This window comes from Aliiroseovarius crassostreae (genome assembly GCF_049803815.1).
GTDB classification, from domain to species: Bacteria; Pseudomonadota; Alphaproteobacteria; order Rhodobacterales; family Rhodobacteraceae; genus Aliiroseovarius; species Aliiroseovarius crassostreae_A.
This window is the reverse complement of sequence record NZ_JBNAGI010000008.1, coordinates 64,746-90,713: the sequence shown is the minus strand read 5'-3', so window position 1 is coordinate 90,713 and position 25,968 is coordinate 64,746. Positions and strand designations below refer to the sequence as shown.

The 25,968-nt window shown below is 60.4% G+C and carries 28 protein-coding genes and 1 riboswitch; of the genes, 11 read left to right on the top strand and 17 right to left on the bottom strand.

Annotated features, from left to right (window positions below; genetic code table 11):
* Positions 1 to 8: 8 nt before the first annotated feature.
* The 6 genes from ihfB to cmk all read right to left on the bottom strand — a co-directional run bounded on the left by ihfB (position 9) and on the right by cmk (position 4,550).
* Positions 9 to 290: an integration host factor subunit beta gene (gene ihfB, locus ACP15V_RS16475; protein WP_424944801.1), complete on the bottom strand. Its 282-nt coding sequence runs from the start codon at positions 288 to 290 to the stop codon at positions 9 to 11.
* Positions 291 to 310: 20 nt separating this feature from the next.
* Entirely contained in the window at positions 311 to 646 is a 336-nt protein-coding gene (locus ACP15V_RS16470; RefSeq protein ID WP_424944800.1) for a hypothetical protein, read from the bottom strand.
* Positions 624 to 2,300 carry a 30S ribosomal protein S1 gene (gene rpsA, locus ACP15V_RS16465; RefSeq protein WP_424944799.1) on the bottom strand — a complete coding sequence of 559 codons (1,677 nt, stop codon included), beginning with the start codon at positions 2,298 to 2,300 and terminating at the stop codon, positions 624 to 626. Before rpsA ends, ACP15V_RS16470 begins: the two co-directional genes overlap by 23 nt.
* 282 nt (positions 2,301 to 2,582) lie before the next feature.
* Positions 2,583 to 3,146, bottom strand: coding sequence for a type III secretion system chaperone (locus ACP15V_RS16460; RefSeq protein WP_424944798.1), 564 nt, complete (start codon positions 3,144 to 3,146; stop codon positions 2,583 to 2,585).
* A gap of 86 nt (positions 3,147 to 3,232) precedes the next feature.
* Positions 3,233 to 3,862 (bottom strand): nitroreductase family protein, encoded by a 630-nt coding sequence (locus tag ACP15V_RS16455; protein WP_424944797.1) that lies wholly within the window; start codon positions 3,860 to 3,862, stop codon positions 3,233 to 3,235.
* Between the two features lie 85 nt (positions 3,863 to 3,947).
* A complete protein-coding gene (gene cmk / locus ACP15V_RS16450) occupies positions 3,948 to 4,550 on the bottom strand; it encodes a (d)CMP kinase (protein ID WP_424944796.1) in 603 nt (200 codons plus the stop codon).
* A 99-nt stretch (positions 4,551 to 4,649) separates the two neighbouring features.
* On the opposite strand from cmk, the gene ACP15V_RS16445 reads away from it, so the two are divergent.
* Together ACP15V_RS16445 and ACP15V_RS16440 are read left to right on the top strand one after the other, a co-directional pair.
* On the top strand, positions 4,650 to 5,081 hold the full coding sequence (locus ACP15V_RS16445; protein ID WP_424944795.1) for a MarR family winged helix-turn-helix transcriptional regulator: 432 nt from the start codon (positions 4,650 to 4,652) through the stop codon (positions 5,079 to 5,081).
* Entirely contained in the window at positions 5,078 to 5,704 is a 627-nt protein-coding gene (locus ACP15V_RS16440; protein ID WP_424944794.1) for a cysteine hydrolase family protein, read from the top strand. The genes ACP15V_RS16445 and ACP15V_RS16440 overlap by 4 nt, the downstream gene beginning before the upstream one ends.
* 59 nt (positions 5,705 to 5,763) lie before the next feature.
* Here ACP15V_RS16440 and aroA read toward each other — a convergent pair whose 3' ends face one another.
* From aroA to miaB, 10 genes are all read right to left on the bottom strand, one after another.
* Positions 5,764 to 7,116 carry a 3-phosphoshikimate 1-carboxyvinyltransferase gene (gene aroA / locus ACP15V_RS16435; RefSeq protein WP_424944793.1) on the bottom strand — a complete coding sequence of 451 codons (1,353 nt, stop codon included), beginning with the start codon at positions 7,114 to 7,116 and terminating at the stop codon, positions 5,764 to 5,766.
* A 308-nt stretch (positions 7,117 to 7,424) separates the two neighbouring features.
* A complete protein-coding gene (trmB, locus tag ACP15V_RS16430; RefSeq protein WP_424944792.1) occupies positions 7,425 to 8,138 on the bottom strand; it encodes a tRNA (guanine(46)-N(7))-methyltransferase TrmB in 714 nt (237 codons plus the stop codon).
* A 93-nt stretch (positions 8,139 to 8,231) separates the two neighbouring features.
* A complete protein-coding gene (gene metK / locus ACP15V_RS16425; RefSeq protein ID WP_424944791.1) occupies positions 8,232 to 9,398 on the bottom strand; it encodes a methionine adenosyltransferase in 1,167 nt (388 codons plus the stop codon).
* A gap of 6 nt (positions 9,399 to 9,404) precedes the next feature.
* Positions 9,405 to 9,454: riboswitch (SAM-SAH riboswitch) on the bottom strand.
* A gap of 34 nt (positions 9,455 to 9,488) precedes the next feature.
* Positions 9,489 to 10,961, bottom strand: coding sequence for an apolipoprotein N-acyltransferase (gene lnt, locus ACP15V_RS16420; protein ID WP_424944790.1), 1,473 nt, complete (start codon positions 10,959 to 10,961; stop codon positions 9,489 to 9,491).
* Between the two features lie 51 nt (positions 10,962 to 11,012).
* Positions 11,013 to 11,981, bottom strand: coding sequence for a hemolysin family protein (locus tag ACP15V_RS16415; protein WP_424944789.1), 969 nt, complete (start codon positions 11,979 to 11,981; stop codon positions 11,013 to 11,015).
* 118 nt (positions 11,982 to 12,099) lie between these two features.
* On the bottom strand, positions 12,100 to 12,600 hold the full coding sequence (gene ybeY, locus ACP15V_RS16410) for an rRNA maturation RNase YbeY (protein ID WP_424944788.1): 501 nt from the start codon (positions 12,598 to 12,600) through the stop codon (positions 12,100 to 12,102).
* Between the two features lie 34 nt (positions 12,601 to 12,634).
* On the bottom strand, positions 12,635 to 13,681 hold the full coding sequence (locus ACP15V_RS16405; protein WP_424944787.1) for a PhoH family protein: 1,047 nt from the start codon (positions 13,679 to 13,681) through the stop codon (positions 12,635 to 12,637).
* A gap of 290 nt (positions 13,682 to 13,971) precedes the next feature.
* Entirely contained in the window at positions 13,972 to 14,328 is a 357-nt protein-coding gene (locus ACP15V_RS16400) for a hypothetical protein (protein WP_424944786.1), read from the bottom strand.
* A 6-nt stretch (positions 14,329 to 14,334) separates the two neighbouring features.
* Entirely contained in the window at positions 14,335 to 14,874 is a 540-nt protein-coding gene (locus ACP15V_RS16395; RefSeq protein WP_424944785.1) for an OmpA family protein, read from the bottom strand.
* A gap of 274 nt (positions 14,875 to 15,148) precedes the next feature.
* On the bottom strand, positions 15,149 to 16,501 hold the full coding sequence (gene miaB / locus ACP15V_RS16390) for a tRNA (N6-isopentenyl adenosine(37)-C2)-methylthiotransferase MiaB (RefSeq protein WP_424944784.1): 1,353 nt from the start codon (positions 16,499 to 16,501) through the stop codon (positions 15,149 to 15,151).
* Positions 16,502 to 16,743: 242 nt separating this feature from the next.
* Here miaB and ACP15V_RS16385 point away from each other — a divergent pair, with 242 nt between their 5' ends.
* Together ACP15V_RS16385 and ACP15V_RS16380 are read left to right on the top strand one after the other, a co-directional pair.
* Positions 16,744 to 17,613, top strand: a complete 870-nt coding sequence (locus ACP15V_RS16385) for a hypothetical protein (RefSeq protein ID WP_424944783.1) — start codon at positions 16,744 to 16,746, stop codon at positions 17,611 to 17,613.
* Positions 17,614 to 17,736: 123 nt separating this feature from the next.
* On the top strand, positions 17,737 to 18,165 hold the full coding sequence (locus ACP15V_RS16380; RefSeq protein WP_424944782.1) for an FKBP-type peptidyl-prolyl cis-trans isomerase: 429 nt from the start codon (positions 17,737 to 17,739) through the stop codon (positions 18,163 to 18,165).
* A 449-nt stretch (positions 18,166 to 18,614) separates the two neighbouring features.
* Here the strand turns inward: ACP15V_RS16380 and irrA are convergent, their stop codons facing one another.
* Complete coding sequence (gene irrA, locus ACP15V_RS16375; RefSeq protein WP_424944781.1) at positions 18,615 to 19,022, bottom strand: iron response transcriptional regulator IrrA; 408 nt, start codon at positions 19,020 to 19,022, stop codon at positions 18,615 to 18,617.
* 223 nt (positions 19,023 to 19,245) lie between these two features.
* Here irrA and fabA point away from each other — a divergent pair, with 223 nt between their 5' ends.
* The 7 genes from fabA (at position 19,246) to pcaD (ending at position 25,898) form a co-directional block, all read left to right on the top strand.
* Complete coding sequence (gene fabA, locus ACP15V_RS16370; protein ID WP_424944780.1) at positions 19,246 to 19,755, top strand: bifunctional 3-hydroxydecanoyl-ACP dehydratase/trans-2-decenoyl-ACP isomerase; 510 nt, start codon at positions 19,246 to 19,248, stop codon at positions 19,753 to 19,755.
* Between the two features lie 50 nt (positions 19,756 to 19,805).
* Complete coding sequence (gene fabB / locus ACP15V_RS16365; RefSeq protein ID WP_424944779.1) at positions 19,806 to 21,035, top strand: beta-ketoacyl-ACP synthase I; 1,230 nt, start codon at positions 19,806 to 19,808, stop codon at positions 21,033 to 21,035.
* A 27-nt stretch (positions 21,036 to 21,062) separates the two neighbouring features.
* Positions 21,063 to 21,851, top strand: a complete 789-nt coding sequence (locus ACP15V_RS16360; protein ID WP_424944778.1) for an enoyl-ACP reductase FabI — start codon at positions 21,063 to 21,065, stop codon at positions 21,849 to 21,851.
* 247 nt (positions 21,852 to 22,098) lie between these two features.
* Positions 22,099 to 22,932 carry an alpha/beta fold hydrolase gene (locus tag ACP15V_RS16355; protein ID WP_424944777.1) on the top strand — a complete coding sequence of 278 codons (834 nt, stop codon included), beginning with the start codon at positions 22,099 to 22,101 and terminating at the stop codon, positions 22,930 to 22,932.
* A gap of 1 nt (position 22,933) precedes the next feature.
* Positions 22,934 to 23,893, top strand: coding sequence for a threonine ammonia-lyase (locus ACP15V_RS16350; protein ID WP_424944837.1), 960 nt, complete (start codon positions 22,934 to 22,936; stop codon positions 23,891 to 23,893).
* An 11-nt stretch (positions 23,894 to 23,904) separates the two neighbouring features.
* Positions 23,905 to 25,107, top strand: coding sequence for an endonuclease/exonuclease/phosphatase family protein (locus ACP15V_RS16345; RefSeq protein ID WP_424944776.1), 1,203 nt, complete (start codon positions 23,905 to 23,907; stop codon positions 25,105 to 25,107).
* Entirely contained in the window at positions 25,104 to 25,898 is a 795-nt protein-coding gene (gene pcaD / locus ACP15V_RS16340; protein ID WP_424944775.1) for a 3-oxoadipate enol-lactonase, read from the top strand. The genes ACP15V_RS16345 and pcaD overlap by 4 nt, the downstream gene beginning before the upstream one ends.
* The last annotated feature ends 70 nt before the right edge of the window (positions 25,899 to 25,968 follow it).

The following is a 25,968-nucleotide window of genomic DNA, read 5'->3' as shown; positions in this document are numbered from 1 at the left end:
AAATCCTCTTACTTGCCGTTCAACCGGTCGCGCAACAGCTTGCCGGTCTTGAAGAAGGGCACATGTTTTTCTTCGACCTGAACCGATTCCCCGGTGCGCGGATTGCGCCCGATACGAGCATCTCTTTTCTTCACAGAAAATGCGCCAAAGCCGCGCAGCTCTACCCGGTCCCCCCGCGACATCGCTTCGACGATCTCGTCAAAGATCGTGTTCACAATGCGTTCGACATCCCGTTGATAAAGATGCGGGTTTTCATCCGCGATTTTCTGGATCAGTTCTGATCGGATCATGAATATCCCCCCTAAAAATATCAGGCGCGAAATTGACCGCGCCATTTGTTGTTCCAACTATAGGAGCAAAGGGGGTTTCGATAAACAAGCCCCGAGGGGTCAAGTCGGCGATTTTCCGATAAAAAAAGTGATTTGTCGGGTAAATTCGCCCGCTTCTCGTTGAAAAAAGCCGCCAAACGCGCGGCGACGACAATCCCCGGCTGGCAGATTTCGCGCAATCCCATGATTCGGAACGAAACTTCCCAACGCATCGTTGTGGATCGGATCACGCCTTCAAAAAGAAAAACGGCCCCGCATTGCAGGGCCGTTTCAATTTGTTCAAGCGACGGAAGATCAGTCTTTCTTGAGAGCTGCACCCAGGATGTCACCCAGCGAGGCACCCGAGTCCGACGAACCGTACTGTTCCACGGCTTCTTTCTCTTCGGCGATTTCGCGGGCTTTGATCGACAGACCCAGACGACGCGACTTGCTGTCCACGTTGGTCACACGTACGTCGAGCTTGTCGCCCACGCCGAAACGCTCGGGGCGCTGTTCGGCACGGTCACGCGACAGATCGGAGCGGCGGATGAAGGATTTCATGCCTTCGTATTCCACTTCGATGCCACCATCTTCGATAGCAGTCACTTCAACGGTGATGATCGAACCACGCTTCACGCCACCAATGGCTTCTGCGAAGGGGTCGCCTTCCAGGGCCTTGATCGACAGCGAGATACGCTCTTTGTCGGTGTCCACTTCCGAGACAACAGCCTTGACGATGTCGCCCTTCTTGAAGTTCTGGATGGCGTCTTCGCCGCGCTCGTCCCACGAGATGTCCGACAGGTGAACCATGCCGTCGATTTCGCCGTCGAGGCCGATGAACAGACCGAATTCGGTGATGTTCTTGACTTCGCCTTCCACTTCGGTGCCGGCCGGATGGGTTTCGGCAAACACTTCCCACGGGTTGCGCATGGTCTGCTTGAGACCCAGCGACACGCGGCGCTTGGCGCTGTCGATTTCCAGAACCATGACTTCAACCTCTTGCGAGGTGGACACGATTTTGCCCGGGTGGACGTTTTTCTTGGTCCAGGACATTTCGGAAACGTGAACCAGACCTTCAACGCCCGGCTCCAGCTCAACAAATGCGCCGTAGTCGGTGATGTTGGTCACGCGGCCAGTGTGCACCGATTCCAGCGGGTATTTGGCAGCCACCAGATCCCACGGATCGTCCTGCAGTTGCTTCATGCCCAGCGAGATGCGGTGGGTTTCTTTGTTGATCTTGATGACCTGAACCTTGATGGTTTCGCCGATCGTCAGGATCTCGGACGGGTGGTTCACACGGCGCCATGCCATGTCGGTGACGTGCAAGAGGCCGTCGACGCCACCCAGGTCCACAAAGGCACCGTATTCGGTGATGTTCTTGACAACACCTTCCACGGCTTGGCCTTCGGACAGGTTGCCGATGACTTCTGCGCGCTGTTCGGCGCGGCTTTCTTCCAGGATGGCGCGGCGCGACACAACGATGTTGCCACGGCGACGGTCCATTTTCAGGATCTGGAACGGCTGCTTCAGACCCATCAGCGGGCCTGCGTCACGCACGGGGCGCACGTCAACCTGCGAACCGGGCAAGAAGGCCACGGCACCGCCAAGATCAACGGTGAAGCCACCTTTGACGCGGCCGAAGATGGCACCTTCAACACGTGCATCGTCAGCGTATGCTTTTTCCAGGCGATCCCAGGCTTCTTCACGGCGGGCCATCTCGCGCGAGATGACAGCTTCGCCGCGGGCATTTTCAGCCGCGCGCAGGTAGACTTCCACTTCGTCGCCAACGGCGATTTCCGGAGCTTCACCAGGATTTGCGAATTCTTTCAGATCAACGCGGCCTTCCATTTTGTAGCCGACGTCGATGATGGCTTGGCCAGCTTCAACAGCGATGACTTTGCCTTTGACAACAGAACCCTCTTCGGGCGTGTCCATTTCGAAGCTTTCATTCAGGAGGGCTTCGAAATCCTCCATAGATACGTTTTGAGCCATGTGGTCTCAGATTCCTTTTCAAACGTTTTCGGGCCGCACGGTTGTCTCCGCGGGTCTTGGTTTTTCCAATTTGGTCAACGGGTTAACCGCAAAACAAAGAGGGCCGGTGCATCCGACCCTGCTCGTCTTTCCCTGTATCGCGGCGTTTTCACCTTGTCGACAGGGCGGGATGTACGTGGATTCTGCCAATAAAGCAAGGGGCAAGAGGTATGATGGGACCATGAGGGCGCGAGGTCTCACGGCTCTGGCCGGGATATTCGGCATCCGCAAAAACGGGCGCGGCTAGAGCGGCAGCCCCTTGCCGCGCAAACGATCCGCCAGATCTTGTTGCAGCGCGTTGCTGTCGCCGCCGCCAAACTGCACACCGCCACCAGAAAACGTGGTGCCAAAGCTCTGCGCTGCGTTCACCATCTGCGCAAGACCCGACACAAGTTGGCGTGGCTCAAGCGGAGACAGCGGATGGATGAAGGCGGCCCAGACCTGATCATTGGCAATGGCATATCGCGCATCCAGCACCGCGTCGAAATTGGCCTGCAAAAGCCGCTGCATCATGTCCTGATCCAACGCATCAACCGGCCCGACCCGGGTCATTGCCCGCATCCGATCCGCCCGCGGATCCGCGATGACCAGCACCGCAGTTCCGTTGATTGTGAGAGAAAACCGCGCGCCCACTGCTTGCACATTCGGGTCAATGGCCCGCAGGATTGCTGCCATCCCCCCAACCGTCATCACATCAGGCGGTGACGGGGCCTGCGTTTCCGGCTGAGCTTGCGCTTGCGCCCCACTGCACAGCGCAACGGGCATTGCCAGAGCCAGGGTCAGACATAGGGGGATGAGGACACGCATCGAGAACTCCTTTGCGCAGAAGCTTAGGGCCGCACGGCCTCACATGCGATGCACAGCTTGGTGAGGTCAGCGCGGCCCGTCCCGGTTTAATCAATCCGGGTGAACAAACGTTCTTGCGGTTTGCGCACTTTTTTCAGCGGCGCAAGCCAATCCCCCGTTTCATCGCGATATCCCAGCGGCAACAGCAGGACCGAACGAAGCCCGCAGTCTTTCAAACCAAGAATTTCGTCAACGTTCTCAGGCGAGAACCCCTCCATCGGGGTGCAATCCACCTCCAGCTCGGCCGCAGCCGCCAGCGCAAAGCCCATTGCGACATAGGCCTGACGCGCGGCGTGGTCGTGATTTACCCTCGCATCACGTGGCAGATAGGCCCCTTTCAGGTTCTCGTAATACTGCGTCAGCAACGGGTTGCCGCCGCCGCGCATGTCTTCCATCTGCGTTACAACCGCGTCGATGCGATCCGCCGAGTAATTGTCCCACGCGGCAAATACCAACAAATGCGACCCTTCGGTGATCTGGGCCTGATCCCGGGCGTGGGCTTGGATCTGCGCACGGATCTCGGGGTTGGTGACCACAAACACTTCAAACGGCTGGGTGCCGGAGGAGGTCGGGGCAAGCTGGATCGCCTCAAGGATCTTGCTTACCTTTTCTTCCGAAACCGATTTTGTCGGGTCCATTTTCTTGGTGGCATAGCGCCAGTTCAATTTGTCGAGCATGCGGGTCAGTATCCTGTCGTTGCGGGTTGCAAGGCAAGACAGGTAGGCTGGGCCGAGCGGGGATCAAGGGGGTTGTCTCCTTGACCTAACGACACGCCTCGATTGCGGCCACGGCCCGTGCGATGGCCTGGTCGATCGACAAATCGGACGTGTCGATGATCACCGCATCCCCGGCAGGTTTCAAAGGGGCCTCGGCCCGTTCGCTGTCGCGTTTGTCACGGGCAATCACGTCTGCAAGAACCTGTTCGCGTGTGTCCGAATGACCTTTGCCCGACAGCTCCAGATACCGGCGTTCGGCGCGCACTTCGGCGCTGGCGGTAACGAACAATTTCACCTGCGCGTCAGGGCAGATCACCGTGCCGATGTCACGTCCGTCCAGAACCGCCCCACCGTCCCTGGTGGCGAAACTGCGCTGGAACGCCACCAATGCCGCGCGCACATCCGGCAGCACCGCCACCCGGCTGGCGGCCTGGGCCACCTCTGACGTCCGCAAGTCCCCGCCCAGATCGTCAGGCGTCAGCGTCTTGGCGGCCACGACGGGGTCGCCCCCTGCCAGAACCTTGGCCCCAACCGCGCGGTACAAAAGCCCCGTATCCAGATGCGCAAAACCGAAATGTTCGGCCACGGCCTTGGAAATTGTCCCTTTCCCGGCGGCGGCGGGTCCATCAATGGCAACGGTGAATGTCATGGCGGCTCCTTCAAAATATCCCCCTGCATCGCAAATCGGACCGGGAAAGGGAAGACATCATATTGACATGCATATTGTCATTATGACATGTAGGTTGACATGACACAGGACTTGAAAACCCTTCTCTGGCTGTCGCGCCCGCTGATGCAGCGTATTGAGGCAAAGATCGAAACTGATCTGACTGGCACGGGGCTGACCGTGCGGATGCGCGCGGTTCTGGAAATCCTCGCAGAACGCGGCCCCCTGCCCGTCCCGGACATTGCCCACGCGCTGGAAGTTCAGCGCCAATATGTGCAGGTGATGGTGAATGACACCTTGTCCGCGGGGCTGACCGAGAAACGCCCCAACCCGCGCCACGCCCGATCCCCGCTGATTGCGCTGACCGAAACGGGTCAGACCCTGATCGACGAGGTGCTTGCCAAAGAAGCCCAAACCGTCGCGGCACTGGCCGAGGGGCTGGACGACGCCGATATTGCCACCGCCCTGCGTGTGGCCAGACATTGCCACCAAATCCTGCGAGACATGACATGACCCTGCTTTGGACAGGCCTTTTCCTGCTGGCTGCGTTTTTGCTGTGGGCCAGCCTCACCTATCGCCACATCGGGTCGGTCAGCACGGGGAAGCGGATCGGGGATCGCCCGGGCAGCGCGCTGTTGCTCATTGATTTGCAACAGGATTTCTGGGACAGCGGACAATATGACGAGGCTGAGAAGGCCCGCGCCACAGGGGCCATCCACACCGCCATTTCCGAGGTCAAGACCCTCAACCGCCCCGTCGTGGTGATCCGTCAGGAATGGAGCACACCGTCAACCCGGCTCTTTGCGCGCCTCTTTATGAAAGGCCAAGGGATCGCCGGGCGACCCGGCACGCAGTTGGCCGATCCGTTCACCGGAATCGGCGATCACGAGGTGGTCAAACGGGTGCAGGACGCCTTTGAAACCGGCGCGTTGGATCAGCTGCTGGCAAGGCTTGATGTGGGACACCTGCATATCGCCGGGCTGGACGCGGCGTTCTGCGTCAACAAAACCGCACAGGCGGCGCTTGCGCGCGGTTATCAGGTCACGGTGATCGCGGACGGGGTGTTGGGCGCGCTTCCAAAAGCCAGCGCCAAGGCACGCAAACACCTGGAACAGCTCGGCGCGCGCTTTATCTGATCCGACAGATCAGGGGGGGGGGTATCCCGATGCATTCGCGACGCAGTGCCCGACTTTGATCATTTATTGTCCCGTGTCAGTTGCGCCCCCAGCCCCGCCATCAAGGGTTCAAACACCGGGAAACTGGTGGCAATCGGGCCGCCATCATCCAGATGCACTGGTTTCTTGGCCGCCATGCCGAGACAAGCAAAGCTCATCGCGATCCGGTGGTCGAGCACGGTTGCAACAGTCGCGCCACCGGGCACGCCCTCCGGGCCAAGGCCCTCAACCGACCACCAGTCTTCGCCTTCGTCAACGGTGACCCCGTTGGCGCGCAGCCCTTTGGCCATCGCATCAATCCGGTCGCTTTCCTTCACGCGCAGCTCATGCACGCCGGGCATGTCGGTTTTGCCAGTGGCGAAGGACGCCACCACTGAAAGGATCGGGTATTCGTCGATCATGCTGGCGGCGCGCTCCGGCGGCACCACGATGCCTTTCATGTTGGGCGAGAACTTTGCCCGCAGGTCGGCCACAGGTTCGCCGCCCTCTTCGCGCGGATTTTCAAATGTCAGATCGGCACCCATATCTTGCAGCGTATAAAACAGCCCCGCGCGGGTTGGGTTCAGGCCAATGTTCGGCACCAACACATCCGACCCCGGCACGATCAGCGCGGCACAGACCGGAAAAGCGGCGGACGACGGGTCACGCGGCACGACAATGGTCTGGGGCTTCAATTCCGGCTGGCCCTTCAGGGTGATCTTGTGGCCCTCATCCGTGTCCTCCACGGTGATCTCGGCGCCGAACCCTGCCAGCATCCGCTCGGTATGATCGCGGGTGGCCTCTTTCTCAATCACCACGGTTTCGCCAGGTGCGTTCAACCCGGCCAGCAGCACGGCGGATTTCACCTGCGCCGACGCCATCGGGGTTGTGTAAGTCACCGGCACCGGGTCTGCAGCACCGATCACCACCATCGGCAAACGCCCACCATCGCGGCCATAAGATTGCGCGCCGAAAAGCGCAATCGGGTCGGTCACGCGGCCCATTGGGCGCGAGCGCAAAGACGCGTCTCCGGTGAAAGTCGCGGTGATGCCCGTGGTGGCCATCGCCCCCATGATCAGCCGCACACCGGTGCCCGCATTGCCGCAATCGATCACGTCCTCGGGCTCGGCAAACCCGCCAACACCCACCCCGCTCACGCGCCATTCGCCTTCGCCCAGACGTTCCACATCGGCCCCAAAGGCCTTCATCGCACCCGCAGTGCCCAGCACATCCTCACCTTCCAACAGGCCGGTGATATGGGTTTCGCCCACCGCCATCGCACCCAGGATCAGGGATCGGTGACTGATCGATTTATCACCGGGCACATGGGCCTCACCTTTCAGCGGGCCGCATTTGCGTGACGTCATGGGAATGGCGGGGCCGTGGCCGGACATGGGCGTTCTCCTCAACTGCTCACGATCTGATAGCGCACACATGAAGGAGTTTCCAGATAGGAGTTATCCCCTCCGCCCAGTTCCTCATTTTCTGGTCATAAATATCCCGGGGTGAGGCTGTAAGCCGAGGGGCAGCGCCCCTGTAAGGCTCATCGCAGATGAGCTATCGCCGCCGCGCGGCCCGAGGCCGTGGCCGAGGGCACCTGCTTTGCGGGTTAGCACGCGGGAAAGGGGCGCTGCCCCTCGCCTCTCCGAGGCTCACCCCGAGGTATTTCGAGCAAGAAAAAGAAGCGGCACGGTACGAGGAGTCAGATCCGGCGGAAGGTCAGGTAATGCGGGGTGCGGCCTTCGCGAAGCGCTTTTTGCTCGTAGCGGGTCGAGATCCAGTCGCCCCAGGGTTCGCGCCAATCCGACGGGCCTTCCCCCAGCCATTCAAACCCGGCTTTCGGCACCTCTTCCAGCGTCTGGCGCACATAGTCGGGAATATCGGTCGCCACGCGGAACTCGGCCCCCGGTTTCAGCACGCGATGGAAAGGTTCCAGATACTCCGGCGTCACAAAACGGCGACGGTGGTGGCGTTTCTTCGGCCAGGGGTCTGGGTACAGCAGAAACGCCTTGTCAATGGACGTTTCCGGCAACACGTCAAACAGGTCGCGCACATCACCCGGATGCACCGCGACATTGTCGCATTTCGCATCGCGGATCTTGCCCAGCAACATCGCGACCCCGTTGATATAGGGTTCACAGCCGATAATGCCCACATCCGGGTTCGATGCAGCTTGATGCACCATATGCTCGCCGCCACCGAAACCGGTTTCCAGCCACACGGGCCGGTCACCAAACAGAGTCTTCAGGTCAAGCGGGGTGCGTTCGGGGTTTTCCTCCCAACTCACCGCACCCGGGCTGAGCGCGGCGAGGTCTTCGTCCAGATAGCCCTGCTGGCTCTCGCGCAGATGCTTGCCCTTGAGGCGGCCATAGAAGTTGCGCCACGGGGCGCCCGAGTGATGCTTGTCCTGTGTCATGGCCGCGCCTGTCGCATGTGACGTGCGTTGCGTCAAGGTCGCAAAGAAAAGGCCCGCGCGATGGGCGGGCCTTTCGGAGGATTAATTGTCGGCTTACACTGCGCGTTTCAGCGCATCCACCAGGTCGGTGCGTTCCCAGCTGAACCCACCATCCTCGGTCGGGTTGCGGCCAAAATGGCCATAGGCCGCGGTGCGCTGATAGATCGGTTTGTTCAGACCCAGATGTTTGCGAATGCCGCGCGGGGTCAGATCCATGATGTCCAGAACCGCCTTTTCAATCTGCTCTTCGCTCACCTCTCCCGTCCGGTGGGTGTCCACCAGGATCGACAGCGGGCGCGCCACGCCGATGGCATAAGACAATTGCAGGGTACAGCGTTTGGCCAGACCCGCTGCCACGATGTTCTTGGCCAGGTAGCGTGACACATAAGCAGCCGAGCGGTCCACTTTTGTCGGGTCTTTGCCCGAGAACGCACCGCCACCATGCGGGGCGGCCCCGCCATAGGTGTCAACGATGATCTTGCGCCCGGTCAGACCCGCATCGCCATCGGGGCCACCGATGACAAACTTGCCGGTCGGGTTCACGTGCCAGACCGTGTTGTCGGTCAGCCAGCCATCCGGCAGCACCTCATGAATATAGGGCGCAACCGCGTCACGCACATCAGCAGGGGACATGTTTTCATCCAGATGCTGGGTCGACAGCACCAGCGAGGTCACCTCAACCGGCTCATCCCCTTCATAGCGCACCGACAGCTGCGATTTGCTGTCCGGGCCCATCCAGCCTTCGGTGCCATTTTTACGCACTTCGGCCAAACGACGCAGGATTGCGTGGCTGTATTGCAGCGGGGCCGGCATCAGCGCGTCGGTCTCATTCGAGGCATAGCCGAACATGATCCCCTGATCGCCCGCGCCTTCATCCTTGTCTTCGCCTGCATCCACGCCCTGGGCAATGTCGGCCGATTGGGCATGCAGATAGTTTGAGACCTTCATATTGGCCCAGTGAAAGCCCTTCTGTTCGTAGCCGATATCCTTCACGCAATCGCGCGCAATATCATCAACGCGCTCAATCACGCTGGCCGGGCCGCGCACTTCGCCGCCGATCACGACGCGGTCGGTGGTGGCAAAGGTTTCACAGGCCACACGCGAATGCGGATCTTCGGTCAGAAAGGCGTCCAGAACCGCATCGGAAATACGGTCGCAGACCTTGTCCGGATGCCCTTCGGAAACGCTTTCCGAAGTGAAGACGTGGGATGTACGGGTCATGAGAAGTGCTCCATTGATACAAGCCTTGTCACGCCAGGAAGCCGTTGTGACAAGAGTTGCCTGTCCGATTACATGCCGTCCGGGGCATGGTCAATTGCAATTCCGCTGCCGGGGCCGCCAAACCGCACCCAGCGTGGCTATCACAAGCAGGGTTAACGGCAGGTCACCAAACCGCGCGAAAGGGGTTACAGAACGCGAACCGGGAATTCTGGCATCCAGATAGCCGTCTGTGCCCAGCGCCAAAGCTTGCCGTATTTCACCGGTCGGCCCGATCACGGCAGACACCCCGGTATTGGCCACACGGATCACCGGCAGGCCAAATTCGATTGCCCGAAACCGGGCGATATCCAGATGCTGATAAGGCATCGAAAACTCTCCGAACCAGGCATCATTGGTGGCGTGCAGAACCCAGTCAGGGCGTTCCGGCGCGGCATGCATATCCTGTGGAAACACCGCCTCGTAACAGATCAGGGGCAGCACTTTGCCCAGCTCCCCCAGATCCATGACCTGCGCCGATGGCCCGGCAGAATAGCCATGGCCAAGTTCCGCAGAAAAGGCATTGATCCCAAGGTTTGCCATCAGGTCGCCATAGGGTACATATTCACCAAACGGCACTAGGTGATGCTTGTCATAACTGGCTTGGATATCACCTTCAGGCCCCAGCAAAACGAGGCTGTTGAAATAGCGCAGACCTTCGTCGCGCTGGATCCCGAAGAGGATGGGCGCCCCCTGCCCGGCATCCGCCATGCGCGGCAGCAGATCCTCGGCCCAGCGCAACAGCGTCGGCACTGCGGTTTCCGGCCAGAGAATGAGGTCAGGGGGCACCGCTGCCGGGGCTTCGGTATAGTCCAACTGTCGCGCCACGTAATCCGCAGCGTGGTCGGGATGCCATTTCAGGTGTTGCGGGGCGTTGGGCTGGATCAGGCGCACGGTCTGATCACGATCTGGCGGCAGGTCCGATGGCACCAGGATCATGGCGGAAATGACGGCGATCACACCCGTGCCGATCAGGGCCGCGCCGAAAGACAGCCGCCGCATTTTCCTGCTTTGCACTGATTGGGCCAAAAGCCCCGCCCAAAGAAACGTCAGCGCGCCCAAGCCACTTGCGCCAATCACGGCGGCCAGCTGAGCCAAGGGCGTGTCGATCCAGACATGGCCGGGGCTGGCCCAGGGAAAACCGGTGAAGATGCGGGCGCGAAGCAGTTCAGCCGCGATCAACGCGGCCACCAATGACAGCCAGCGCCAGCGCAAAGGGGCGAAACGGTGTGCGCCCCCCGCAGCCGCCGCCCAAAACAGCGCAAGTCCCCCCGACATAAAGAAAAGCGCAAACGGCGCCATCCAGGCATGGCGCGCCGCATCCACATAAAAGGGTTCCACCAACCAGTTCAGAGAGGCGGCGAAATACCCCAGCGCCAGCGCCCATCCACACCAGGCAGCGGTTTTGGGGGTGCTGGAGCGCAGGATCATAAACAGCCCGGCCGTCAGCCCCAGAAGTGTCGCCCACCACCAGCCAAATGGGGCCTGACCAAGCGCCGCAACGGCGCCCAGCCCCACAGGCACCATCCCTTTGGCCAGCCTTTTAAAAAGAGAAACACCAGACCGCTGCAAGCTGGATCAGCCCGCCGAGCCTGTCGGGAAGCGCACTCGCAACCGCTTGATCCGGCGCGGGTCCGCATCAACCACCTCAAATTCCGGTCCATCCGGATGCTGGATCACCTCGCCCCGCGTGGGCACATGGCCCGACAACACGAAAACCAAGCCGCCCAGCGTGTCGATTTCTTCATCATCTTCGTTGCTGTGCAGAAGCTGACCAATCTCGGCTTCGAACTCCTCTAGCGGGGTCTTGGCCTCGACCAGGTAGCAGCCCGGTTTTTCCTGCACCCAAAACGCGCTTTCCTCGGTATCATGTTCGTCTTCGATCTCGCCCACCACCTGTTCGATCAGGTCTTCGATGGTCACCAGCCCGTCCACGCCGCCATATTCGTCGATCACCAGCGCCATGTGGATGCGTTCGGTCTGCATCTTCTGCAACAGCACCCCCAAAGGCATCGAAGGCGGCGCGTACAGAAGTGGTCGCAGCAGGTTCTTCAGGGCATAGCGTTCGCCTTTGCCGGGTTTGGCCCCGTTGAACCCGTGATTAAGCGCAAAATCCTTGAGGTGCACCAGACCCACCGGCGTATCCAGCGTGCCTTCAAAGACCGGAAGGCGGGTCAGACCGCTTTCGCGAAACAGCTCTACCAATTCGGTTTTCTTCACCTCAGCCGGGACAGACACAATCTCGGATTTCGGGATCATCACATCCTCGACCCGCAAACGGCGCAGATTGATCATCCCGGGCATGGCGATCTGTGGCGTGCCGTTCACCGGCTGCGGATCACGCTCTGGCGGGGCCTCGCCCGCATCAGATGGGCTAAGCGCGCCAATCACACGGCTGAAAAAACCGCCTTTGCTTTGTTCAGGGGGCGTGCCCCCATTTTGGCCCGGTTCATCCGGTTCCTGCGCGCTTTGCGCTGCGCTAGAAGATCCGCCCTGTCCGTCCCGACTGTCGCCGATGGGACGTTCACCACTTTGACTTTCGCCCATTTGTCCTTTTCCATTGTCGCGCCTCAGCGCGCATTACCTCATCTGTCGCGCCTCAACGCGCATTATCTCATCTGTCGCGCCTTGGCGCGCCTTAATTATCCGCAACGCCGGAGATGCATTAATCTTCCAAATATGGATCTGAAATGCCCATCTTTCCAAGAATTTCAACCTCCAACCCCTCCATCAGGGCAGCATCTTTGTCATCAATGTGATCAAAACCCAACAAATGAAGGGTAGCATGGACCATAAGATGCGTCACATGGGTTTCAAATTCCTTGCCCTGTTCCACCGCTTCGCGCGCGCAGGTGTCGTAAGATATGGCAATGTCGCCCAGTTCGATCGGCGCACCCGGAAAATCCGCTTCGGGCGGTGCAGGCCGTGCGCCCGGCGCCTCGGCCGCACGTTCCTCAGATGGCCAGGACAGCACATTGGTCGGCTGACCCTTGGCGCGAAATTCACCGTTCAACTCGGCAATACGCGCGTCATCACAAGCCAGCAGCGCAATCTCTGCCTCACCGACATCAAGATGTGCCAAAGTCGCGGCGCAGGCGTGATCTGCCAATGCCTGCAACCCCACCTCAACCCAGCGGGGATCTTCAAAAACGGTATCTACACTCATGTCTTTTTTCTTGCTGAAAATACCTCGGGGGCCATTACGCATCTGGCCGGGCAGAGCCCCCTGCGCCTTCAGCCTTGCGCGCTTGCTCGCGTTCACTCGCCGCGTCATACGCCTCAATGATCTTGGCCACAAGCGGATGGCGTACCACGTCTTTTGAGGTGAAATAGTTAAACGCGATCCTGTCGATGCCGCCCAGCAGGCGTTCTGCATCGCGCAGACCAGATTGCACCCCGCGCGGCAGGTCGACCTGCGAGCGGTCCCCGGTGATCACCATCCGCGATCCTTCGCCCAGACGGGTCAGGAACATCTTCATCTGCATGGTTGTGGCGTTCTGCGCCTCATCGAGCACCACAAAGGCATTGGACAGCGTACGCCCGCGCATGAAGGCCAGAGGCGCAATTTCGATCCGCTTTTCCTCGATCAGCTTGGCGACCTGTTTGCCGGGCAGGAAATCGCCCAGCGCGTCGTAAAGCGGCTGCATGTAGGGGTCGACCTTGTCCTTCATGTCGCCGGGCAGAAAGCCCAGTCGCTCGCCCGCTTCCACCGCAGGGCGCGACAGGATGATCTTGTCCACATGGCCACCCAGGAACATGTTCACCCCCACGGCCACAGCAAGATAGGTCTTGCCGGTGCCCGCCGGGCCGATACCAAAGGCCAGTTCATTTTCAAACAGGTTCTGCACATAGGCTTTCTGCGCCTCGGTCCGCGGCTCGACCGTTTTCTTGCGCGTCTTGATTTCGACCGTTCCGCGCTTGAACATCTCGATCTGGTCGCCTTCGCGGGTCCCGGTGCCCTCGCCCGAACCGCCCATGCGAATTTCGGCGTCAATGTCGCCCGGTTCAATCATCCGGCCCGCTTCCAATCGCTGGTACAGCGCTGTCAGCACTTCAGCGGCCTTGTCGCGCGCCTCGCCCATCACAGCGAGCTGATTGCCACGGCGGATGATCTGCACGCCCAAATGGCTTTCGATATGGGTGAGGTTTCGATCAAACTCGCCACACAGGTCGATCAGAAGCCGGTTGTCAGGGAATTCCAACAACACCTCGTGCTCGTGTTCCACGGCGGGCGGTGGTGCGGTCATGTTTTCAAATCCCAAGACAATCTCCGTTAAAGCGTTTGGCATTTTACCCGGTCCGGGGAATAGGCAAAACGCGGCATGCGTTTTCGATGTTGCGGGCGTTTCCCATCCAATCGGAACCTCAGATCAGATGCGAAACGCGTTAGCGTGTATCCTACCAAAATGGTGCCAAGAGCCAGAGGCGAGTGCAAGCCCCTTCGCGCAAACTTCATCCAGCTGTCACAAAAACCGACATAAAAAGGCCGCCGAAGTTCCGGCGGCCTTTCTTATTGCAATTTGCGGCGATCAAAAGATCAGTTTCCGTTGTCCGGAACATAGTCGCGAAGACCGGGACTGTCGGATTGATATTGCCCAATCACCGTGCCCGGCGGGTGTTGCCGGTTACAGATCGGAAGACCGGTTTTCGGGTCGAACCGGCGGCCGGCATAGCCTTCGACACCATCGTCGATGATCCAGCCCTGGCACCCATCCGGGTCGTATACAATCGCGGCATGACCATCGGTGATGTTCTGGGTGTCATCGCCACGGTCCTGATTGGTTGCAATCACGGAATTCGGGTTGCCGTTGTAACGCTGCAGGCCATCACCACCCACACAGGCCGACAACAAAAGGGCACTTGCCCCCATCATCAGCGGAAAAGAAGATTTCATCATCATTTATCTGTCGTCCCACGTGTAGCACACCACTTCGACGCGGCGGTTCTTCTGCATGTTGGCTGCTGACGTATTCGGCACCAAGGGCTGGCGTTCGCCAAACCCGATTTCGCGTTCCACAACCGCACCCACCGAACGGGCCACCTTGGCCACAGAGGCCGCGCGCCGTTTGGACAGGCGAATGTTGTATTCATCAGATGCGCGGCTGTCAGTGTGGCCGTAGATGGCATAGCCAAACGCGTTGGTCGAGCTGAAGAAGCGTTGCAGCTTCTGACGGCCAGCGGCTGTCAGGCGGGCACTGTCGGTTGCAAACAGCGTATCGGTGTTTTCCACCAGGCAGGTGTTCTTGGCCAGGCAGACCGGTTTGCCGGTTTTCGGGTTCACCCGATCAATCATATACCCTTCAAGACCACCGTCTGCCCACCAATGCATGCATCCGTCATGGTCGATCCAAACGCCCCAGTTGATATTGCCGTTGACCGGCGGCGAGCTTTGAGCCTGTACAGGAGCAGTGGCCAAGCCCAGCGACAAAGCTGAGATCATGGCAGCACCTGACAAAATTTTGCGAATTAACGTCACCACTATCCCTCTTCTGATTCAACAGGATGACATGGCGATGCCGGGACCGTCCAAAATAGGTCGGGTCTCATTCCGACCGCCAGTCAAATTGAAACATATTAGCCGTAACTTTAGCAAATTTCGTGGGTATGGGAAGACAAATTCCCAATATATTGTGGCTCAATCCGCCACAATGCCCCAGGGGTAACCGCATTGTTGATTTTTAAGAGCAAAACCGAGTCGTGATCGGTTGTCCTGATCAGTCAACCAGCTCCCCGCCAAGGGAATTCGGACCGCTTTCGGTGATTCTCACTCGGCGCAAATCCCCCACCGCAACGTCGCCCGTCACATGCACCGCGTGAAGATAATCGGACTTGCCAACCATCTGTCCGTCAAACCGGCCCTTCTTTTCAAACAGAACGCCAACCTCGCGGCCCACCATGCTGTCCTGCACCTCGCGCTGCTGCTCGGCAATCAGCGCCTGCAGCCGATAAAGACGCTCTGACGCCACCGTATCATCGACCAGCGCGCGTTCGGCGGCGGGGGTGCCCGGGCGGGTGGAATATTTGAAGCTGAAGGCCTGGCCGTATTTGACCTCGCGGATCAGGGCCATCGTGTCTTCGAAATCCTGATCATCCTCTTCCGGGAAGCCGACAATGAAATCACCCGAGATCAGGATGTCGGGGCGCGCGGCCCGGATCCGCTCGATCAGCCGCAAATAGCTTTCGGCGGTATGGCTGCGGTTCATCCGTTTCAGGATCTTGTCAGACCCCGATTGCACCGGCAGATGCAGATAGGGCATCAGTTTTTCACATTCCCCATGGGCCGCGATCAGATCGTCTTCCATGTCATTGGGGTGCGAGGTGGTGAAGCGGATCCGCTCCAGCCCATCCAAGTCGTTCAAGGCCCAGATCAGCTTGGCCAGGGACCAGTCGCCTCCCCCCTGATTGGCCGGCCCCTGCCCGTGATAGGCGTTCACATTCTGCCCCAAAAGGGTGATTTCACGCACGCCGCGTTCGACCAGTTCATTGGCTTCACGCAGGATGCGGTCCACCGGGCGGCTGACCTCGGCCCCACGGGTATAGGGCACCACGCAAAAGGCGCAAAACTTGTCACAGCCTTCCTGCACGGTCAGAAACGCGGCCGGGTTGCGGCGGGCCTTTTGGGCACCGCGCAGCTTGGGCAGATGTTCAAACTTGTCCTCTTCGGGAAACTCGGTATCCAGCGCCTTTTCCCCGCCGCGCACCTTCTCCATCATATCGGGCAGGCGGTGATAGGTCTGCGGGCCGACCACCAGATCGACCAGCGGCTGACGGCGCATGATCTCTTCGCCTTCGGCCTGGGCCACACAGCCCGCCACACCGATTTTCAGATCCGGATTTTCCGCCTTGAGCCCCTTGAACCGGCCCAGTTCGGAATAGACCTTCTCGGCCGCTTTTTCGCGGATGTGACAGGTGTTCAGGAGGATCATATCCGCATCCTCCGGGCTGTCCGTCGCCACATACCCATCCGCGCCCAGCGCCTCGGCCATGCGTTCGCTGTCATACACATTCATCTGGCAGCCATAGGTGCGGATGAAAAGTTTCTTCGGATCGGTTTTCGTGTCGGACATATTGCGTCTTCCCGGTGGTCTGTCCGGCCTTGGGTCTTGGCCGGGGGTCAAGGCGCTCTCCTACACAAAAGCACCCTGCCCTGCAACGCCTCTCGGGACATGGGGGGCCCGGAAATCAAGGCATCTCTGCCCTGCCCCGGTGGATCCGGCACAAAACCATCTGCTTGATCGCTTGCAATACCCCGCAACTTCGTGATTTTTTAACCACGACCCCGCAAAATGGCGCGGGACGGGAGCGCTTCATGCGATATGGCAATCTTGACGAGTTTTTGAAATCCGGCACCACGGCATTGGCCAAGGGGCCGGTGGGCATGATTTTTGTCGAAGATCTGGTCGAGGTCGAAAGCACGATCCGCCATCACCAGCGGGCCGGTTTCAAATCGCTTCTGGTTTTTGCCCCCGACATGCTTGATCTGCCGAAAACGCTGGAAGACATGGTGCATCGGATAGATTTCGACGCCTCCGCCGACGGGGCGGTTGTCGAAAGCGTGAACAAGATGATCGAGGCCGCACCAGGCCTGTGGCTCTACTACTGCTACAACGCGGAATACCTGTTCCACCCGTTTTGCGAAACCCGAACCATTGGCGAGCTTTTGGCCTTTCACACCGAAGAACGGCGCAATGCGATGCTGTCTTACGTGGTGGATCTTTATGCCGATGATCTGGACGCCTTTCCCAACGCTGTGTCGCTGGAAAATGCCTGGATGGACAAATCGGGGTATTACGCCCTGGGGCGCCCGGATCCCAACCATGAGGGCCATACGAAGGATCGACAGTACGATTTCTTTGGCGGGCTGCGCTGGCGGTTTGAGGAACATATCCCTGCACCGCGCCGAAAAATCGACCGGATCTCTCTGTTTCGCGCCAAGCCCGGCCTGCGCCTGTTGCCAAACCACACGTTCAATGACGAAGAATACAACACCTATGCCTGCCCGTGGCACAACAACATCACCGTCGCCATCGCCAGCTTCCGCACCGCCAAGGCCCTGAAATCAAACGCCGGATCGACCTTCGACATCCACACGTTCAAATGGCACAATTCAACCGAATTTGACTGGTCGTCTCAGCAACTTCTGGATCTGGGACTGATGGAACCGGGGCAGTGGTTTTGACCCGGACGTCCCCCGGTTTACATCCGGGCCGGCCTGTATAAACTGTCCCCTCTCCACGAGCACCCGCCCCGCCAAGCGCATGCGGCCTCGTCCATTCATTCCCCGACAAAACGAGGTTCTCGCATGAGCGAAGTCACAAGCGGCGCAAAGGTCGCCATTCACTATACCGGCTCTCTGGAAGACGGATCTGTATTCGACAGCTCCGAAGGGCGTGACCCGCTGGAATTCACCGTGGGGTCCGGCATGATCATTCCCGGTCTGGACAAAGCGCTGCCCGGCATGAAAGCAGGCGAGAGAAAAAAGGTGACCATCGCCCCGGAAGAGGCCTATGGTCCGCGCCACGATGAGGCGGTGATGGATGTGCCGCGCGCTGATATCCCCGCCGAGATCCCGCTGGAAGTTGGGTTGCAACTGCAGATGTCAGGCCCGCAGGGCCAGCCGGTGCCGGTCACCGTGACCGCCCTGACCGATGAAAGCGTCACGCTGGACGCCAACCATGCGCTGGCCGGCAAGACCCTGATCTTTGACTTCGAAGTTGTGTCGATCGGCTGATCATCCCGTTCTGCGGTCACGATTTACACGCGCCGTGGCCCCTCCGGGCCGCGGCCCCTTCCTTTGATCAGGAGCGTCAGGGAAGTTATTGGCCTCGCAGTTTTGGTTTTACGATATTGGCGTTCGGCGGCTCATCACAGATGAGCCTAAAGCGTTTCGACTTATTGCTGAGACATAACACTGAGGCGAAACGCTCGAAACCCACTGATGTTGCTGGCGTTTCGAAAACAACTTGTGACTCAAGTTCATCTCGAAACGCTTTAAAGGGGCGCTGACCCTCGCGCTGCGCGCTCACCCCGAGGTATTTTCAGCAAGAAAAAGAAGTCCTTGGGACGTGGCCTGGTGATGGAGCACGGAGGGTGTGCCCGCAAACATGCCCGCAAACATGCGCGCAGAAAGCGTGTGGGCCATCGCGTTGCGGGGGGCCAGGGTCGCGCGCCCGCTGGTGATCAAGTGCGGCGCAGGCGGATCACCACGTCAACTTTGCTGATCTCGGCCCCGTCGGGGGCTTTGGGCAGACCGGCGATCTTGAGCTCTTCGGCCGGGGCGTCCATCAGTTCTTCGCTGTCTTCCCAGAAGAAATGCGGATGGTTTGTGACATTGGTGTCGAAATAGCTGCGCGCGCCATTCACGGTGATTTCACGCAGAAGACCCGCATCCGAGAAGACCCGAAGCGTGTTGTAAACCGTGGCGAGCGAGACCTTTTCGCCGCCGCCGCGCGAGGCGTCATACAGGCTTTCGGCAGTCACATGGCGATGCTGGCCGTCGCCGACCAGAAGAGACGCCAGCGCCAGACGCTGCCGGGTCGGGCGCAGTCCTGCGCTTGCCAACCAGTTTTCTTCATGTGAATTCGCCATATGCGCCACCATGCGGTTCCTTGTGTGAATCTTACGCACACCCCTTCGAGTGGCCCATAATATAGCGGTGCTTGGCCCCGGTGACCATGCTTTTTTACCTGTGAAGGAAAATGCGCATCACTGGGTCTGATTTCTTGGCCCCGCAGGCGCGCTGCCCTTGCGTCCCTGTTTGCGCGGATGATAGAGGGGAAGGGATGAAATTGCACAAGATATGGGGCGGCTGATGGCGGACTATCCGACAAGCTTTGACAAGGAAGATCTTTTGAAATGCGCGGCGGGTGAGCTGTTTGGCCCGGGCAATGCGCAGCTTCCTGCCCCCCCGATGCTGATGATGGACCGGATCACCGAGATTTCCGGTGATGGCGGCGCCCATGGCAAGGGGCATGTGCTGGCGGAATTCGACATCACCCCGGACCTGTGGTTCTTTGATTGCCACTTCCCCGGCAACCCGATCATGCCCGGTTGTCTGGGCCTGGACGGTCTGTGGCAACTGACCGGTTTCAACCTGGGCTGGCGCGGCTGGCAGGGGCGCGGTTATGCGCTGGGGGTTGGCGAAGTAAAGCTGACCGGCATGGTGCGCCCGGATCGCAAGATGCTGACCTACAAGATCGATTTCACCAAGGCGATCCAGACCCGCCGCCTGACCATGGGTGTGGCGGACGGGATTGTCGAGGCCGACGGCGAAGTGATCTATCAGGTCAAGGACATGAAAGTGGCTCTTTCCGAGAGCTGATCGAATACCCTGCCCCGGCGCCTGTCCGGGGCGATCAAAGGAGTGCGCCTATGCGTCGTGTAGTGGTCACCGGTCTGGGCATCGTCTCGGCCATCGGGAACAATGCGGACGAGGTACTGGCCTCGCTCAAGGCTGGCAAATCCGGCATCACCGCCAATGAAGATATGGTGGAGCATGGGTTCCGCAGCCAGATTGCCGGCAAGCCTGACATCGACATCACCCAACATGTGGACAAGCGCACCCTGCGGTTCATGGGGCCGGGCGCGGCCTATGCGCATATTGCGATGAGCCAGGCGATTGCGGATGCGGGCCTCGGGGAAGATGACGTGGTGAACCCGCGCACCGGTCTTGTGGCCGGATCGGGCGGCCCGTCGACCAGCGCGATGTTCGCCGCGCATCAGACCGCGCTGAAATCCGGTGCAACCAAGCGGATCGGGCCCTTTGCGGTGCCGAAATGCATGGGATCGACCATCTCGGCCAACCTTGCGACCGCGTTCAAGATCAAGGGCATCAACTATTCGATCACCTCGGCCTGTTCGACCAGCCTGCATTGCATCGGCAACGCGGCAGAACAGATCATGATGGGAAAGCAGGACGTGATGTTTGCCGGCGGCGGCGAAGAGCTCGACTGGACGCTGTCGTGCCTTTTCGACGCGATGGGCGCGATGTCGTCGAAATACAATGACACGCCGGAAAAAGCCTCGCGCGCGTTTGACGCGGACCGCGACGGGTTTGTGATCGGCGGCGGCGGGGCCATTTTGGTTCTGGAAGATCTGGAGCACGCGAAAGCGCGCGGCGCGAAAATTTACGCCGAAGTCACGGGCTATGGTGCCACCTCGGATGGGCACGACATGGTCGCCCCCTCCGGCGAAGGCGGCGAACGCGCGATGCGTTTGGCCATGGACATGCTGCCCGAGGGGCGCAAAGTCGGCTATATCAACGCCCATGGCACCTCGACCCCGGTTGGCGATGTGGGGGAAGTGGAGGCGGTGCGCCGTGTCTTTGGTGAGGGGGCAACCCCACCGATCAGTTCCACCAAATCCATGACCGGGCACAGCCAAGGGGCCACCGGCGCGCAGGAGGCCGTTTACTGCCTGTTGATGCTGGAACATGATTTTATCGCGCCCTCGATCAACGTGGACAACCTGGACCCGGGCATCAATGAGGGCGAAATCGCCACGACGCTGGTGGAAAACGCGGGTCTCGACAGCGTGATGACCAACAGCTTCGGCTTTGGCGGCACCAATGGATCAATGATCCTAAGCAAATATAAAGACTGATTTGAGACCCAAATTTGAGGACGTGATATGGCAGGATTGATGCAAGGAAAACGGGGCCTCATCATGGGGGTCGCCAACCAGCGCTCGATTGCGTGGGGCATCGCGCAGGCGATGGCCAATGAAGGGGCAGAGCTGGCGTTCAGCTATCAGGGCGACGCCTTTGGGCAGCGGGTTGCGCCGCTGGCGGCCAGCGTGGGCTCGGACCTGCTGGTCGATATGGACGTGACGAACGATGCAGCGCTGGACAAAGGCTTTGACGACCTGTTTTCCAAATGGGACAGCATCGATTTCCTGGTCCACGCCATCGCCTATTCCGACAAGAACGAGCTGGCCGGGCGGTTTGTCGACACGTCGCGCGCAAACTTCAAGAACTCGATGGATATCAGCTGTTATTCCCTGATCGAAGTGGCCCGCCGCGTGGCCCCGAAGATGACGGATGGTGGGACAATCCTGACCCTGACCTATGGCGGGTCGAACCGCGTGACGCCGTTTTACAACGTGATGGGTGTGGCCAAAGCGGCGCTGGAAGCATCTGTGCGTTATCTGGCCAATGACCTTGGCCCCGATGGGATCCGGGTGAACGCGATCTCTCCTGGCCCGATGAAAACGCTGGCCGGAGCCGCAATTGGTGGCGCACGCAAGACGTTCCGCCACACCGAGGCCAACGCGCCGCTGCGTCAGAATGCTACGCTGGAGGCCGTGGGCGGCACCGCTGTGTATCTGGCCTCCGATTACGGCAACTGCACCACGGGTGAGATCATCACCGTGGACAGCGGGTTTCATGTGCTGGGGATGCCGCAGCCGGACAATCTCTGACCTCGCGAAATTCATGATCATAAAAGGCCGCCTTCGGGTGGCCTTTTCTTTTGCTGGATGCTCCCGCCCTGTGTTGACCCTACGGGTCGCCTCAGGTTGGGGAGGGCCTCGCTGCGCTCGGTGGGGGCTTTGCCCCTCTTGCCCCTGCGGGTCAATTCACCCCAGGATATTTATGACCAGAAAATGAGGAGTGTGGACGCTCGGCATGTTCCGTGCTTTCTTGCCGGGATAGAATGTGGAGGTGTTGATGCAGACATTTGTGGCCGCGGATGGGGTGAAGATTGCCTATCGCGATGAGGGCGAGGGGGTGCCGGTGCTGGCGCTGTCTGGGCTCACGCGGAACTCCAATGATTTCAACTTTGTGGCCCCCCATCTGGACGGCGTGCGCCTGATCCGCATGGATTATCGCGGGCGCGGGCAATCGGATTGGGCCCCGCATACAACCTATACAATCCCCCATGAAGCACAGGATGCTTTGGCGCTGCTGGATCATCTGGGCATTGCCCGGGCCGCGATCCTGGGCACCTCGCGTGGCGGGTTGATTGCGATGGGTCTGGCGGCGACGATGCGCGAGCGGCTGATCGGCGTCTGCCTGAACGACATTGGCCCTGACCTTGACCCGCAGGGGCTCAGCTACATCATGTCTTATCTTGGCCGCCGCCCGGCCTGGCGCGCCTTTGGGTCGATTGTCGCCATGCGCAAGGCGGCGATGGCAGAGGCCGGGTTTCGCAATGTGCCGGATGCGCGTTGGGAAGAAGAGGTGTCGTATCTTTACGAAGAACGGGATGGCACGTGGGAGAACCGGTACGATCCCGCGCTGCGGACCGCCGTGGAAGAGGCCGGTGCCCAGCCGATGCCGGATCTGTGGCCGCTTTACGAAGCCTTGAATGGGCTGCCATTGGCCCTGATCCATGGGGCAAATTCAGACCTGCTGACGGATGAGACCGTGGCGAAGATGCGCGCCCGCATTCCCGATCTGCGCTATGCGAAGGTGGCCGATCGTGGCCATGTGCCGTTTCTGGACGAACCCGAGGCGCTAGAGGTGATTTTGAAATGGGTGGAAGACTGCCGTGAACATTGAGATGATCCGCACCGCGCAAGGTCGGCTGAGCGGACATGCGCGACGCACCCCACTTTTGTCCTCGCCCTTTCTGGATGAGATTGCAGGGCGGCGGGTCTTGGTGAAGGCAGAGTGTCTGCAGCACACGGGCAGCTTCAAATACCGCGGTGCGCGGTCCGCCTTGTCCGCGCTGGACGCCGCGACCCGCGCACGCGGGGTGATCGCCTATTCTTCGGGCAACCATGGCCAGGGGGTGGCGCTGGCGGCGCGGGAGTTTGGCAGCAGCGCGGTGATAATCATGCCGTCCGACGCACCGGATCTGAAAATCGCAAACACCCGTGCCCTGGGGGCCGAGGTGGTGCTGTATGATCGCGCAAATGAAGACCGCGATGCCATTGGGGCAGAGCTGGCCCAGGCGCGTGGCCTGACGCTGGTCAAACCGTTTGACGACCCGCAGGTGATCGCGGGCCAAGGCACCGTCGGGCTGGAAATCGCCAAACAGGCGGCTGCGCTTGGCGTGCGCCAGGCCGAGGTCCTGGTGCCTTGTGGCGGCGGTGGTCTGACCTCTGGCGTGGCCCTGGCGCTGGAGGTCGATGCGCCCGAAATGCAGGTGCGCCCGGTTGAACCGGACGGGTTTGACGATGTGGCACGATCCCTGAGCACGGGGCACATTCAGCGCAATGACAGGACATCCGGATCCCTTTGTGACGCGATCATCACGCCCGCGCCCGGCCAGCTTACTTTCCCGATCATGAAACGCCTGTGTGGCCCGGGTCTTGCGGTCAGCGAAGGGGATTGTCTGCGCGCAATGGCGCTGGCCTGGCAGCGTTTGAAGATCGTCGTGGAACCCGGCGGGGCGGCCGCCCTTGCATCCGCCCTGTTCCATAGCCACGATATCCGGGGCGATGCGGTGATCGCGGTGGTTTCCGGTGGCAATGTGGACATGCCCGTCTTCCAGCGGGCCCTAAAAGACAATCTGTAAAGGATTTTGTCATGCGTGACTTCACCATCTCTTCCTTCAACGTGAAAAACCTGATCGGGCCAGATCAGGAATACTATCAGTTCATGTCCTACACGCCCGAAGAATACGCCTGGAAACGCGATTGGATGGCGGATCAGATGCTGTCGCTGGACGCGGATGTGATCGGCTTTCAGGAGGTGTTTGAGGAAGATGCGCTGCTGGATGTGATCAAAGAGGCCAACCGGCGCGCGGCGGAACTGAACGCCGCCACCATCCCCGACCGGTCAAAGCGATACCACCGCAAGGCCATCTTCCGAAAGCTGGAGGTCGAGCCCTGGAACACCGACCACATCGCCTTTGCCCCCAACCTGAATGACGGCGCGCCGGGGGAACGGCGCCCGGGTCTGGCGGTGCTGTCGCGCTTTGGCTTTGTCGGCGCGCCCGAGGTGGTTCAACAGCTCGACACCCCGCTGGTCATCCCCTTCGCGGGCGACGGGGGCGCATACCGCCTGACCCGCCTGTCCCGCCCGATCCTGAAGGTGCGCCTTCCCGTGGGCGAGGGCGACAACCGGCAGGTCATCACCCTGTTCAACTGCCACCTGAAATCGAAACTGGGCGAGTTTTTGCGGCCCGACGGGGCAGAGTTCGCCCCCGAAGAAGACCTGACCGCCTATGATCCCGTGGCCCGCGCATTGGGGTCGGCGCGCGCCGCAATGCGCCGGATGGCGGAGGCCTGGGTGCTGCGCCGCCTGGTGGTGGCCGAGATCAACGCCGGGAACCCGGTTGTGGTGCTGGGGGATTTCAACGATGGCGAACATGCGGTCAGTTCGGAAATCATCTCGGGCGAGGCGCCGTTCAAGAACTATTCCTGGATGTTGCGCCACGACGCCCAAACCCCGCGCGACCGCTATACCATCGAAGAAAACGCCCAGATCACCGCCGCGATCGACAAGGTGCGCCTGCATTCGGCGGAAAAACTGTTCGTGCGCAAATCGCTGCGCGACATGGTCTATACGGCAAGCTTCGGTGGCGTTTTCGAAAGCATCGATCAGATTTTCCTCAGCCGCGATTTCCACCCGGAAAACCGGGATCGGATCGCCGACATGACCTATTTCAGCGTGCTGAATGACCATATCACCGATGGGTCACACCCAGAAGCGCCCTATAACAAGCTCGCCTCCGATCACGGGCAGATCATGGCGCACCTGACCCTGCGCGGCGGAGAGGACACATGATTTTGCCCGATGACGCCCCCGTGGCGCTGCATGTGATCGACGAGGGGCCGAAAGACGCGCCCGCCGTGGTCTTTGCCCATGCGCTTGGGGCGGATCTGACCATGTGGGACGCGGTGTTGCCCTATCTGCCCGCCAACCTGCGCGTGATCCGGATGGACATGCGTGGCCACGGGCAAAGCCCCTGCCCCGAAGGCCCTTACCCGATGGGGGATCTGGTGAAAGATGCCGTGGCCGCGCTGGACCGGTTGGGGGTGAAAGAGTGCTGTTTCGTGGGCCTCTCCATCGGTGGCATCATCGCGCAGGGCCTGGCTGCCGAACGCCCCGATCTGGTGCGTGCGCTGGTCCTGTCCAACACCGCGGTGAAAATCGCCACCCCCGCGATCTGGGGCGCCCGGATGGAGGTGGTGCGCAACGAGGGGATCGAGGCGCTGGTCGGCCCGAACATGCAACGCTGGTTTGCCCGCGCCACCCATCGCGACCGCCCCGACCTGGTGCTGCACGCCGCCCAAGTGATGCGCGCCACCCCGCAAGCCGGCTATCTCGGGTGTATGGCGGCGATTGCCGACACCGATCTTTACGAAAGCACCGCACGCCTGACCCTGCCCACGTTGGTCACGGCGGGCAGCGAGGATGGATCCACCCCCGCCGATCTGGTGCGCGAGCTGGCCGACCTGATCCCGGGATCCGAGTTCACCCTGATCCGCAAATCCGGCCATATGTCCCCGGTGGAACAGCCCGTTGCCTATGCAGCCGCGCTGACCCGGTTTCTTGAGGTCAGCAAGCACATCTGACCCCCGTCCCAGATTGGCCCGGACCGCGTGACCCAGCGTCACTTGCATTTCTCTTGCCCGCACCCCCGCC